The 12,733-nt window shown below is 42.9% G+C and carries 12 protein-coding genes and 1 tRNA gene; all 13 read left to right on the top strand.

What is annotated here, in order from left to right; genetic code table 11:
* The 13 genes from purH (at position 1) to LRC_RS05865 (ending at position 12,723) form a co-directional block, all read left to right on the top strand.
* On the top strand, positions 1-1,539 hold the full coding sequence (purH, locus tag LRC_RS05915) for a bifunctional phosphoribosylaminoimidazolecarboxamide formyltransferase/IMP cyclohydrolase (RefSeq protein ID WP_014073581.1): 1,539 nt from the start codon (positions 1-3) through the stop codon (positions 1,537-1,539).
* 18 nt (positions 1,540-1,557) lie between these two features.
* A complete protein-coding gene (gene purD, locus LRC_RS05910) occupies positions 1,558-2,823 on the top strand; it encodes a phosphoribosylamine--glycine ligase (protein WP_014073580.1) in 1,266 nt (421 codons plus the stop codon).
* Positions 2,824-2,939: 116 nt separating this feature from the next.
* A complete protein-coding gene (locus tag LRC_RS05905; protein WP_014073579.1) occupies positions 2,940-5,483 on the top strand; it encodes a M1 family metallopeptidase in 2,544 nt (847 codons plus the stop codon).
* A 195-nt stretch (positions 5,484-5,678) separates the two neighbouring features.
* Complete coding sequence (locus tag LRC_RS05900) at positions 5,679-6,569, top strand: LysR family transcriptional regulator (protein ID WP_014073578.1); 891 nt, start codon at positions 5,679-5,681, stop codon at positions 6,567-6,569.
* Positions 6,570-6,692: 123 nt separating this feature from the next.
* Positions 6,693-8,072: an MATE family efflux transporter gene (locus LRC_RS05895; RefSeq protein ID WP_014073577.1), complete on the top strand. Its 1,380-nt coding sequence runs from the start codon at positions 6,693-6,695 to the stop codon at positions 8,070-8,072.
* 104 nt (positions 8,073-8,176) lie between these two features.
* On the top strand, positions 8,177-8,386 hold the full coding sequence (locus tag LRC_RS05890) for a hypothetical protein (RefSeq protein ID WP_014073576.1): 210 nt from the start codon (positions 8,177-8,179) through the stop codon (positions 8,384-8,386).
* A gap of 47 nt (positions 8,387-8,433) precedes the next feature.
* Positions 8,434-8,504, top strand: a tRNA-Gly gene (locus LRC_RS05885).
* Between the two features lie 251 nt (positions 8,505-8,755).
* Positions 8,756-10,453 (top strand): arginine--tRNA ligase, encoded by a 1,698-nt coding sequence (gene argS, locus LRC_RS05880; RefSeq protein ID WP_014073575.1) that lies wholly within the window; start codon positions 8,756-8,758, stop codon positions 10,451-10,453.
* A 647-nt stretch (positions 10,454-11,100) separates the two neighbouring features.
* Entirely contained in the window at positions 11,101-11,235 is a 135-nt protein-coding gene (locus LRC_RS11985; RefSeq protein ID WP_258414232.1) for a hypothetical protein, read from the top strand.
* Entirely contained in the window at positions 11,217-11,411 is a 195-nt protein-coding gene (locus LRC_RS11980; RefSeq protein WP_225354869.1) for a hypothetical protein, read from the top strand. Before LRC_RS11985 ends, LRC_RS11980 begins: the two co-directional genes overlap by 19 nt.
* Positions 11,362-11,688 carry an ABC transporter substrate-binding protein gene (locus LRC_RS11975; RefSeq protein ID WP_225354868.1) on the top strand — a complete coding sequence of 109 codons (327 nt, stop codon included), beginning with the start codon at positions 11,362-11,364 and terminating at the stop codon, positions 11,686-11,688. The genes LRC_RS11980 and LRC_RS11975 overlap by 50 nt, the downstream gene beginning before the upstream one ends.
* A gap of 87 nt (positions 11,689-11,775) precedes the next feature.
* Complete coding sequence (locus LRC_RS11250) at positions 11,776-11,946, top strand: hypothetical protein (RefSeq protein ID WP_225354867.1); 171 nt, start codon at positions 11,776-11,778, stop codon at positions 11,944-11,946.
* 291 nt (positions 11,947-12,237) lie between these two features.
* The gene (locus LRC_RS05865) at positions 12,238-12,723 is read left to right on the top strand and encodes an arginine repressor (RefSeq protein ID WP_014073574.1); all 486 of its coding nucleotides are present in this window, start codon (positions 12,238-12,240) and stop codon (positions 12,721-12,723) included.
* The last annotated feature ends 10 nt before the right edge of the window (positions 12,724-12,733 follow it).

Below are 12,733 nucleotides of genomic sequence, written 5' to 3'. Positions count from 1 at the left end.
ATGAGACGAGCACTTGTCAGTGTTTCCGATAAAAATGATCTGGTACCTTTCGTAAAGGGATTGGTTGAAAATGATTTTGAAATCATTTCAACAGGCGGGACAAAAAAGGTTCTTGATGAAGCAGGAATTAAAACGATTTCAGTTGAAGAAGTTACCGGTTTTCCTGAAATTTTGGATGGTCGCGTCAAAACGCTCAACCCATATATTCACGGAGGGCTGCTCGGACGTCGAGATGTTCCCGAACACGTTGAGACGATGAAGAAACTCAATATTCATCCGATTGATTTGGTTTGCGTCAACTTGTATCCTTTCAAGCAAACGATTGAAAAACCGGATTGCACGTTGGCTGATGCGATTGAAAACATCGATATTGGTGGCCCGAGCATGGTTCGTTCTGCAGCTAAAAATTATCACGACGTTACGATTGTGGTTGACAAAGCCGATTATCAAACGGTGTTGGACGAATTTAACGAAAACGGCAAAACAACGCTTGAAACGCGGGCAAAATTGGCTGCCAAGGCATTCAGACACACGGCTGCGTATGATGCGCTCATTTCACAATATTTATCTGAAAAAGTCGGGGTTGAAGCACCTGAAAAGCTTACTTTAACGTACGAGCTCGAAGATACGATGCGGTATGGCGAAAATTCTCATCAACGCGCTTGGTTTTATCGGGATGCATTGCCGAAGAAGTATTCGGTTTCCAGTGCAAAACAGCTTCACGGAAAACAGCTTTCTTATAACAATATCAAAGATGCTGATGCTGCAATCAGAATTGCGCGAGAATTCAATGAACCGACCGTCGTTGCTTTGAAACATATGAATCCGTGCGGAATCGGACGTGCTGATAATATCGAAACAGCTTGGGATCGTGCCTATGCTGCTGATCCGATTTCGATTTTTGGTGGAATTATCGTCTTGAATCGAAAAGTCGATCTCAAAACGGCTGAAAAGATGCATGAACTCTTTTTGGAAATCATTATTGCTCCTGGTTATGACGATGATGCGTTTGAAGTTTTGGCCAAAAAGAAGAATATCCGTCTGCTGCAGCTTGATTTTGAAAACAAGGATGAAAAGACTCGTTTTGAAACGGTTTCGATTATGGGCGGGCTTTTGATGCAAGAGCAAGACGTCATCGAAGAAAATGAATCCGAATGGAAGGTCGTAACTAAGAACAAGCCGACGAAAGAACAGCTTGAAGCATTGATGTTTGCTTGGAAGGCAGTTAAACATACGAAATCAAATGCAATCGTTGTCGCTGATGACAAGCAGACGCTAGGAATCGGAGCGGGACAGCCGAACCGCATCGATTCAACGAAGATTGCCATCAAGCATGCCGGAGACAAGATTACTGATGCTGCCGTGATGGCATCCGATGCGTTCTTCCCGATGGATGATTGTGTCCAATATGCCGCAGAACACGGCATCAAGGCAATCGTTCATCCTGGTGGATCGATTCGTGATCAAGATTCCATTGATATGGCTGACAAGTATGGCATCACGATGGTTATGACAGGCATTCGTCACTTCAGACACTAAGATTTTAGGTGATAATTGATGAAAGATAATCTGAATTTGTTAGTCGTAGGTTCCGGAGGACGTGAACATGCGATTGCCAAGAAGCTGCTTGAAAGTTCGCATGTTGAGCATGTTTACGTTGCGCCAGGAAACATCGGAATGGAAAGCGAAGGCATTTCAACGGTTGCAATCGAAGAAACCGATTTTGACGCTTTGAAGGGGTTTGTTTATGACCACGGAATCGAATGGACGTTTGTCGGTCCGGAAGATGCTCTTTGCGCTGGCATCGTTGATTCGTTCAGAAAAGACGGCTTGAAGATTTTTGGACCCGACAAAGAAGCGGCACGTCTTGAAGGTTCGAAGGATTTTGCTTTGGAATTTATGGAAAAGCATCATGTTCCTACCGCAAAATACAGTACGTTCCGTTCATCAGAAGATGCGATCAGCGGTTTGGAAAAATTTGAAGAACCGGTCGTTATCAAAGCTGACGGTCTTGCTGGCGGTAAAGGCGTCGTTATCGCCAAGACGAAGGCGGAAGCTGAAGAAGAAATCAAGACGATGTTCAGAAAAGGACAAGAGCAAATCGTTTTGGAAGAATTTCTTTCCGGTGACGAATATTCGATGTTTGTCGTGATTGGTGAAGAAGATTATCGCATTCTTCCGATGGCTCAAGACCACAAGCGAGCATATGATCGCGATGAAGGTCCAAACACGGGCGGAATGGGGGCCTATAGTCCTTTGCCTCAGCTTTCCGAATCAGACTATGAGCGAATGGTTGAAGAGGTTGTCGAACCGACCATTAATGGTTTGCGCAAAGCCGAATTCAATTATATCGGCTTGATTTATATCGGGATGATTTTAACGGGGCAAGGACCAAAAGTAATCGAATACAACGTCCGTTTAGGCGATCCGGAAACGCAAGTTGTTTTGCCGCGAATCGATTCCGATTTTGCCGAGTTGGTTGACGCGGCCATCAACGGTAATCCGCTTCCAGAAGTTAAGCAAACTGAAAATGCCGTTATAGGCGTTGTTTTAGCTGCTGAGGGCTATCCGAAATCTCCTGTCAAAGGCCATAAATTGCCTGAACTTGAAGAATCAGGCGATATTTCAATCGATTATGCAAACGTTGCGGGCGAATTTCCAAACGTTACCGCAAATGGAGGGCGTTTGCTGACGGCAATCGCAACTGCTGAAACGATTGAAGATGCTCAACAAAAGATTTATCGATATCTTGAAGAGCATGAATTTGACAAGTGCTTTTATCGTAAAGACATCGGCTATAAGGCAACAGGAAAAAGGTTTTAAAAGTATTTTGCAAGCGGGCTCGTTTGATGCTGAGTCCGCTTTTTGTGCAATTAATTATCTAAAGGCGTATAATTGATGTGTGTGATTAATTTGTCATGAAAGTTGAGGAAGTTACAATGGCTGAACTATTAAGATTTTATAATGATTTTCAACCAAGTCACTACGATTTGTATATTGATATCAATCGTTCAAAGAAAACGATTGTCGGGAAAACAACAATTGTCGGCGAAGCCAAAAAGACCGATATTGCAATTCATCAAAAATATTTGAACGTTAAGAGCGTTAAAGAAAATGGTAAAAATGCGGAATTTAAGGTTGACGATGCAAACGATGCGATTTTGATCAAACTTGAAAATGCAGGGAAAACAGAGCTTTTCATCGAATATGATGCTGAACTTACCGACACGATGATGGGGATTTACCCATCATACTATGAAGTCGATGGTCAAAAAAAGCAGATTATCGGGACTCAATTCGAAACGAACGCTGCTCGTCAAGCATTTCCTTGTGTTGACGAACCTGAAGCCAAGGCAACGTTTTCTCTTGCGCTTAAATATGATGAGCATGAAGGCGAAACGACTTTGAGCAATATGCCGGAAATCAAATGCGAAGACGGCGTCCATTATTTTCAAGAAACAGTTCGTATGTCTACATACCTTGTGGCATTTGCCTTTGGCGAACTGCAAGGCAAGCTGACTGAAACGAAAAGCGGCGTCAAGATCGGTGTTTTTGGAACGAAAGCACATAAATCCAAAGAACTTGATTTTGCTTTAGACATTGCCAAGCGCTCAATCGAATTTTATGAAGATTACTATCAAACTCCTTATCCGTTGCCTCATTCCTGGCAGTTGGCACTGCCTGACTTTTCAGCAGGCGCGATGGAAAACTGGGGACTCGTTACTTATCGCGAAGTCTATTTGATGGTTGATCCCGACCACACGGCCTTGGATCAAAAAAAGCTTGTTGCGACCGTTATTGCGCATGAGCTTGCTCATCAATGGTTCGGAGATCTTGTCACGATGAAATGGTGGGATGATTTATGGTTGAATGAAAGTTTTGCCAACATGATGGAGTACGTTGCCGTTGATGCTCTTGAACCGGATTGGAATATTTGGGAAATGTTCCAAACGTCAGAAGCGGCTGCAGCACTTTTGCGCGATGCAACCGATGGGGTTCAGTCAGTCCATGTCGAAGTTAACGACCCTGCCGAAATCGATACGCTTTTTGATGGTGCAATCGTTTATGCTAAGGGCTCAAGGATGCTTGTCATGGTTCGTTCTTTGATCGGTGATGACGCTTTGCGCAAAGGATTGAAAAATTATTTTGCGGAACATAAGTATTCCAATGCTGCTGGAGCAGATTTATGGAAGGCGCTCGGAGAAGCTTCCGGAATCGATGTCGGCACGATCATGAATTCATGGCTCGAACAGCCGGGATACCCTGTCGTTTCGGCAAGGGTTGACGATGGAAAACTCGTCCTGACGCAAAAGCAATTCTTCATCGGCAAAGGAAAAGAAGTTTCTCGCAAGTGGCAAATTCCGCTCAACAGCAATTATGAAGAAGTTCCGGATCTCATGGCGGATAAAGAGCTTGTTGTGGGCGATTATGCTGAAATGAGGCAAAAAGAAGGCAAGCCTTTCCGCTTGAATCTGGAAAACAATGCGCATTTTATCGTTGAGTACGATGATGAATTGTTCAAGGATATTTTGGAAAATACTGAAGAACTAGATGACATTTCCGAACTCCAACTGATGCAGGATCTTTACTTGTTGGCAGAAGGTCAAAAAATTGACTATAAGGAACTTGTGCCGTTGCTTCCGCTATTTGCGAACAGCAAATCCAGCATGGTCAACCAATACTTGTATTCGGTTGCAAACGGTTTTAAGAAGTTCGTTGAAGCCGATACGAAAGAAGAAAAAGAACTGCGTCGCTATTTTGAAACTCTGAGTTCGGAAAACTTCAAGCGTTTGGGCGTCTTGCCAAAGGATGGCGAAACGGCAGAAGACGAATTGTCTCGTCCGTTCGTATTAAGTGCCGCATTGTATGCCAAAAATGAGGATGCAATCAAAGAAACGCATGATTTGTTCGTTGCGTCAAAGGATAATCTGCTTGAGGTTTCAGCAGGAATTCGACCTTACGTTTTGATGAACGAAGTCGTCAACTTCAGTTCTGATGATTTATTCGACAAGCTTCTTGAGGAATATCGCAAAACAGCTGACGGCGGGTATAAGGCCGATATCAGATATGCGTTGACAAAGACGCCGGACATCAAATCGGCAGAGAAAATCGTTTCTTATTTTGAAGATGCCGATACGATCAAGCCGCAAGATCTTCGCGGATGGTTCCAGGGAGTTTTGGCCAATGAAAAAGGGCAAGAAGCCGCTTGGAATTGGATTTGCGATGAATGGGGCTGGCTTGAAAAAACGGTCGGCGGCGATATGGAATTTCCGACATATGTTACGGTTATCTCCAAAGTATTCAAAACCAGGAAACGTCTGGAAGAATTCAAGCGATTCTTTGAGCCAAAACTTGACAATCCGGGACTGGCTCGCGAAATTAAGATGGATACGGAAGTTATTCAAAGCCGCATCAATCTGATTGAAACACAAAAAGCCGGTCTCAATGCGGCAATTGAAAAGGAAATCGCTAGATTGAGATAAAGTTACGGTTGGATGTTTTTGATCGTTTCAAATGAAAAATTTGCTAAAAATCTTCGGGAAAAGTTGTCTCGAAGATTTTTTTGATGAATAAAATTTTTAAAGATTGTGAATTCGTGTTAATTTAGACTCTTGAAATTTGTGCTAACAGGTGATAACGTTATCAAGTAAACAAGAATGTAAAGGTGGTGGTAGACTATGGCTAATTTTGCGTATCGTGTATTTAGCGAGGTTGCCAAGCAAAAGACGTTTGTCTCAGCGGCAAATATATTGAACGTTACACCGTCGGCAATCAGTCACTCGATTTCCGGATTGGAGGAAGAACTGGGTTTTGCATTGTTTGTCCGCAACAGAACCGGCATAATGTTGACCCCTGATGGAGAAAAGGTTTTGCCGATCGTTCAGGAAATACTTAACTCGGAAGCTAAGCTTAATGAAGAAGCCGCGAGAATCAAAGGACTGAATCAAGGATCGATCAGAATCGGAGCCTTCAGCAGCGTCTGCATCAATTGGCTTCCTGACGTTATCAACGCATTCAAGAAAAAATATCCTGAAGTTGAGATCTCAGTCAGACAGGGGGCTTTCAATGAAGTTGCAGAGTCAGTCAGGTTCGGCAGCCTTGAAATCGGTTTCTCAGCTTTGCCGATTCAAGAAAAGCTTTCGGTTTTGCCGCTTTATAAAGACAGAATTTATTGCGTTGCTCCTGAAGGTTTCGTTCCTGAAAACGGAAAAACGGTCGTTGCTTCCGACGTTTGCGACGAAACGTTTATTTTGCAGCAAATCGACTATGACAGGGACACCAAAAAAGCTTTGGATGCCTTTCATGTTTCGCTGAACTCTATTCAGTACAGTATCGACGATGCTTCGATTATTGCAATGGTCGAATCAGGACTCGGATTTGGTATTTTGCCGGAGCTTGCGCTGCAAAAACTTTCGGGTCGGGTGGTTTGTTATCCGTTTGATGGAAATTTTTATCGGACGATTTGTTTGGTTTCGCACGCTAAGAGCCAACAGACCCCGTCAACCCAAGTATTTATCGAAGAAGTTCAGACATATCTTGATAAGCGTTACGGAAAAAAACGTCTTTAAATGAAAGGAGAAAGGGGGCAAGCTGACTCTTGGATTTAAATGCAGCGCACGATTGATACGGTGCAAAGCATGGAAAAGGGAAGTCTGTTTTTGGCATCGACGTCGCATTTGCCTCAAAGAAAAATGAAAACACTAACAAAAGGAAATCCGATCAAACTAATCTTGCTGTTTGCCGTTCCGTTGCTTATCGGCAATCTTTTTCAACAGCTTTACAGCTTGTCTGATACGATTATCGTCGGACAAACGCTTGGAGTTGACGCATTGGCAGCGGTTGGCTCGACCGGCAGCATTCAGTTTTTGATTATCGGTTTTGCGCAAGGGCTTACCGCAGGATTGTCAATCTTGACTGCACAATATTTCGGAGCAGGCGATTACCAAAAAGTTCGCCAAAGTTTCGTGACCAGCATCGTGATTACTGTCATAGTAACCGTGCTGTTGACGATTTTTAGTTTGACTTTCGTCGGCAAGATCTTGGAATTGATGCAAACACCGGCAGAAATCAAAAATGATGCTCAAACGTTTATCTCGGTTATTTTTGCAAGCATGGTAGTATTGATGGCATACAATCTGCTTTCAAACATTATCAGAGCATTGGGAGACAGTAAGACGCCGCTTTATTTTTTGATTTTTGCAACTATTGTCAATGTTATTTTGGAACTGTTGTTTCTTTTGGTATTTCATTGGGGAATTGCCGGTGCAGGTTTTGCAACCGTGCTTGCACAAGGAATTTCGGTGGTTTTATGCATAGTTTATATCATCAGAAAACTGCCTTTGCTCCAAATTGAATGGAAGGATTTCAAAACGATTACCAAAGAATCGCTTGGCAAGCATCTTTATGTTGGACTTCCGATGGCATTTCAGATGTCGATCATTGCAATCGGGGCGGTGCTGCTCCAGTCGGCTTTAAACGGTCTTGGAACGACTGCCGTCGCCGCTTCGACGGCCGGAGGAAAAATCGATCAGCTCGCAACGCTGCCGATGATGTCTTTGGGGGTTGCGATGTCGACGTTTACGGCCCAAAATTATGGTGCCAAAAAATGCGGCAGAATTTTGCAAGGTGTACGACAAACAATTATCGTTTCGATTACCGTGGCAATTATCGGTGCGGTTTTAATTATTATTTTTGGCAAACAGCTCGTTACATTGTTCGTCGGTAATCAGGCACCGGCGGTTTTGAAGCTTTCGCAAACATACTTTAACATAACGTGTACTTTTTACTGGGTGCTTGGTATTTTATTCGTTATTCGCTATACTCTGCAAGGATTGGGACAAAGCATCGTGCCGACGCTTGCGGGAATTGCTGAACTTGTCATGAGAAGTTCAGCCGCATTGTTTCTGGCAAAAGCATTGGGTTATGCCGGTGCGTGCTGCGCCAATCCGATGGCTTGGGCAGGATCTTGTTTCGTTTTGATTCCGTCATACGTCAAATCTTACAAAATGTTGAAACAACGTGAAAAAGAACAAGACAATAAAAGCAATGAAGAAAGCGGCACTGAATTTTAAAGAAACGGCTAAAATTAAGAGTTTCTATATTTCGTTAAAAAGACTTGCAATTTGTTTGAAAGTTTGATACTATTCATATCATTGTAGGCGAAGTAGGTGAGATGATGGAAACAAATTTTCAGATCGGTGACCGTGTGGCATGCGATAAGTTCGCATCAATGAGTCATGATTTTGTTGGCTCAATTGAAAGAATCTATGAAAATTCAGCAGTAGTTGAAATTATTGAGCATCATAAAGACGATAATGTTGCCGTAACTGATTTTCATAATCGGACAGTAGTTAGTCTCAAGCATATGAAGAAAATTACTGCATAAAAATTAATGACAATTAAACAGAGATGTGATATAATAATCTCTGTTATGCGGGTGTAGTTTAGTGGTAAAATCCCAGCTTCCCAAGCTGATGTCGCGAGTTCGATTCTCGTCACCCGCTTAAGACTTCGGATATAGCGGTCTTGTCCAATAATAAAAGAGGAGTAGCCTGCGGAAACTTGCAGCGAGTTCGGGGGGATGGAAGCCGAGCAGCGGAAACTGGCGAAGCGCACTTTTTAGGATGCATTTTAATATTGAGTGGATGATTCAATTAGAGTGGTACCGCGGGGAAATCTCGTCTCTTGTTTTTTGACAGGGGACGTTTTTTTTATCCGTTTTATTCTACTAAAATTCAGGAGGAATCAATTATTTATGAAAGACTATAAAAAAGTTGTCGCTTCTGCAGTGAGTCAAGCGGTTGACGGTCAGCTCAGCATTGATGAAATTACTGCAAAAATTGAAACGCCAAAGTCGTTGAACCTTGGTGACTATGCGTTTCCAGCTTTCGTACTGGCGAAGGTTCTCAGAAAAGCTCCGCAAATGATTGCACAAGATCTTGTTGAAAAAATCGACCATGCCGGTTTTGAAAAAATCGAAGCTGTTGGACCATACGTGAATTTCTTTTTGGATAAAAAGGATTTTTCTGCGGATGTTTTGGGAGACGTGATTTCAAAAGGAGCAAGTTTTGGCGACGCTGACGAAGGGAAGGGCGGCAACGTACCGATCGACATGTCATCGCCGAACATCGCCAAGCCGATGTCCATGGGTCATCTTCGTTCAACCGTCATCGGCAATTCGATTGCGCAGCTGCTCGAAAAGACTGGATACAAGCCTGTCAAAATCAATCATTTGGGCGACTGGGGCACCCAGTTTGGCAAATTAATGTGCGCCTATAAGCTTTGGGGTTCAGAAGAAGAAGTCAAAAAAGACCCTATTGACTCGCTTTTGCGCTATTACGTTCGTTTTCACGAAGAAGACGTCGATCATCCTGAGCTTGACGAAAAGGCGCGCGAATGGTTCAAACGCTTGGAAGATGGTGATGAAGAGGCTACAAAGCTTTGGAAGTGGTTCCGTGAAGAATCACTCAAAGTGTTCATGCGCGTTTACGACCGTTTGGATATTAAATTTGATTCGTACAATGGCGAAGCATTTTACAACGACAAGATGGATGAAGTCGTTGAAATGCTTGAAGCAAAGAATCTTCTTCATGAAAGTCAAGGTGCTCAAATCGTCGACTTAAGCAAATATGATCTCAATCCTGCTTTGATTAAGAAAACAGATGGAGCAACCTTATACATTACGCGTGATTTGGCTGCCGCCATCTACAGAAAGCGTACGTATGAATTTGCACAATCGCTTTATGTTGTCGGCAATGAACAAAAGAATCACTTCAAGCAGCTTAAGGCCGTTTTAAAGGAAATGGGTTATGACTGGTCTGATGACATTCACCACATTCCGTTCGGCTTGATTACAAAAGACGGCAAGAAGCTCTCGACTCGTTCAGGCAGAATCGTTTTGCTTGAAGAAGTGCTTGACGATGCCGTCAAGTTGGCGCAAAAACAAATCGAAGAAAAGAATCCTGCACTTGAAAACAAGGCTGAAGTTGCAGAAGCTGTCGGCGTCGGAGCCGTTGTGTTCCACGATCTTAAGAATGATCGCTTGAACAATTTCGATTTTAATCTGGAAGAAGTCGTACGTTTTGAAGGCGAAACTGGTCCTTACGTACAGTATTCGCATGCAAGAGCAATGAGTATTTTGCGCAAAGCAGGCAATCCTGGACTTGATGCTGCAGGCAATTATCGTCTTGACGATTCTGAAGCATGGGAAACGTTGCGTCTGTTGGCTGATTTCCCTGCAACGGTGTTGAAGGCGGTTGAAGAATATGAGCCGTCAGTTATTGCAAAATACGGGATTCATTTGGCCAAGGCCTTCAATCGTTACTATGCGCATTCAAGAATTTTGGAAGACGATGATCAAAAAGAAGCGCGACTTGCCTTGGTTAAGAGCGTTGCCGAAGTTTTGAAAGAATCATTGCGTCTGCTTGGCGTTAAGGCACCCGATGAAATGTAGTTTTTACTTTGAATTTAATTATGCCTAGCCGGAAATCCCGTGACTTTAGTCATGAGATGGATAGGCTCACTATGATATAATACTTGTAGATAGTAATTGACTTAGTAACTGCATCACTAAGAACCAAAGTGAGTAATTACATCATTGTAAAACTATCCAACAACTATTGATATATCATTCCTATGGCAACCTGGGAATGTAAAAGGCATTGGCAATTAGATAGTCACTGACCAGACAACTACGGCTGTTTGGTCAAACCATCTGTATCTATGCAAATTGTGGTTCAGATACTCAATATAAGGGTGTCTGTTCACAAGCCATCGACTTTAGCCGATGGTGGTTGACAGATGATTGAATAATCATATCGTTAACAGACAGAATGCTTTGAAGAGAAGATTGCTTGAAGATTCGCCTAAAGAGAACGTGGGTTGGTGAGAACACGGAGGAAAACGACAAGCGAAGATGAGTTCTGAGCAAGATAAACGGTGCAAGCTGTTTATCCGGTGCGGGACCGATAACTTCCGCAGCTTTGAATACGAAGCTGGTGAGGCTGCAAGCTTGAGTTTGTGGCGAATTAAGGTGGTACCGCGCGGAAACGTCCTTAGTGTCTTCAGTAGAAGATGCTGAGGACGTTTTTTTATATTTTTTTGGAGGGGATACATAAGAAAAAGAGCAACGTTTTAGCAATCGGTGCGACAGTCTTGCTGCTTGCCGGATGCGGAAATGGAAAAAGCAGTGATGTTTCCAAGAAAGCAGGCGGCAAATGCGCTGCAAAGCAGTGAACTGGACCGAAAGCAATACGTTGGCAACGGCTGATTTGTCAAATGCAACGGATACCTTGAGTTTTAACGTTTTGATGAATACTCAGGAAGGATTGTATCGTTTGGACAAAAACGGCACGCCGCAACTTGCTTTGGCAAAAAAAAGCCAACGTTTCAAAGGACGGCAGAACTTATAATTTTGAGCTTCGCAAAGGCGTCAAGTGGTCAAACGGTGAAGATGTTACTGCAAAAGATTTTGTTTATTCATGGCGAAGGACCGTTGATCCTAAGACGACTTCACAGGATGCCTTTTATTTGAATCAGGTTGAAAATGCCAGTGAAATCATCGCAAACAAAAAGGATCCGAAAGAACTCGGAATAACTGCCAACGGAAAGTATAAGCTGACGGTCAAGCTGACAAAAGCCATACCATATTTTAAACAATCAACAGGCAAAATCGCAGCTTTTGCGTGAAAACGTCAAAAACGTCGTTTATAATCCGGCCGAAGTACCTTATGACTGGAAGACCGTATACATTGCAAAACAGGCGGGGAATGAAACATGGAATTAGATCAACGATATATTGAAGACTGTTTTATCAAATATGCCAAAGTCGATATGCGCTCAGACGTTTCAAGCAAACAGGTTCTGACGACTCCGGGGCAAAAGAAACTTGCGCTGATCGTGTGCGATGACTTGAAAAAGCTGGGGGGTGAGGCTTGGAATTTTTGAAACATCCAGGATACCAATGTTTGATAAGCCAAAATCAAAAGTTGCATTAGCAGCAATCAAAGAGCTCAGCGATAAAATCGAGGCAGTTGACGGGGCATCATTGCAATGCCAAATATGATTACTCCGCTCCGGTGGCCTTGCTGAGCGTTTTGCAATGGCTGGCATACACAAGCCGCGCATTTAAATTCACCTTTTTCCAATATTATTTGCTATATGCTATAATAGAAATGATAGGTAAATGTATTAAAAAACACTTGTGCCTATAGCAGATGAAACAGGAAGTGAATATTCGTGAAAAAAGAGCTTAGACAAGCTAAGATTGAACAGTTGATTACCAAGCAGATAATTTCAAATCAGGATGATCTGTTAAAGGCTTTAAAGAAAGCGGGAATTTCAGCTACTCAGGCAACAATCTCGCGTGATATTCGCGAAATGCAGATTGTTAAGCAGCAGGACGGCGATGGTCATTTGCGTTACGTTGTCTTCAAGGAACAAAATCAAGCCGAATGGCTCAGACTTTATAAGGCAATTTATGATTTTGTGATCGAAATTACTCAAGTCGAATTTGTCAATGTCGTTAAGACGATGCCAAGAAATGCAAACGTTTTGGCGGCAATAATCGATGATTTGAAACCTGAATGCGTTGCCGGAACGATTGCCGGCTATGATACGATGGTAGTAATCAGTCCCTCCGCAGATGCTGCTTTAGAGTTCAAAAAGATGGCTATTGAACATATCAATCATGATGCGATCGGAATTGCGCCTGAAGATGATTAAGTTTCTCTTA

It is taken from the genome of Ligilactobacillus ruminis ATCC 27782 (genome assembly GCF_000224985.1).
Classification (GTDB): domain Bacteria; phylum Bacillota; class Bacilli; order Lactobacillales; family Lactobacillaceae; genus Ligilactobacillus; species Ligilactobacillus ruminis.
The sequence above is the reverse complement of the archived record's forward strand: the minus strand, read 5'-3'. Positions and strand labels throughout refer to the sequence as shown.

Coding starts and splice junctions, on each gene's coding strand:
- purH (WP_014073581.1), top strand. CDS start 1: ATGAGACGAGCACTTGTCAGTGTTTCCGATAAAAATGATCTGGTACCT.
- purD (WP_014073580.1), top strand. CDS start 1,558: ATGAAAGATAATCTGAATTTGTTAGTCGTAGGTTCCGGAGGACGTGAA.
- LRC_RS05905 (WP_014073579.1), top strand. CDS start 2,940: ATGGCTGAACTATTAAGATTTTATAATGATTTTCAACCAAGTCACTAC.
- LRC_RS05900 (WP_014073578.1), top strand. CDS start 5,679: ATGGCTAATTTTGCGTATCGTGTATTTAGCGAGGTTGCCAAGCAAAAG.
- LRC_RS05895 (WP_014073577.1), top strand. CDS start 6,693: ATGAAAACACTAACAAAAGGAAATCCGATCAAACTAATCTTGCTGTTT.
- LRC_RS05890 (WP_014073576.1), top strand. CDS start 8,177: ATGGAAACAAATTTTCAGATCGGTGACCGTGTGGCATGCGATAAGTTC.
- argS (WP_014073575.1), top strand. CDS start 8,756: ATGAAAGACTATAAAAAAGTTGTCGCTTCTGCAGTGAGTCAAGCGGTT.
- LRC_RS11980 (WP_225354869.1), top strand. CDS start 11,217: ATGCGCTGCAAAGCAGTGAACTGGACCGAAAGCAATACGTTGGCAACG.
- LRC_RS11250 (WP_225354867.1), top strand. CDS start 11,776: ATGGAATTAGATCAACGATATATTGAAGACTGTTTTATCAAATATGCC.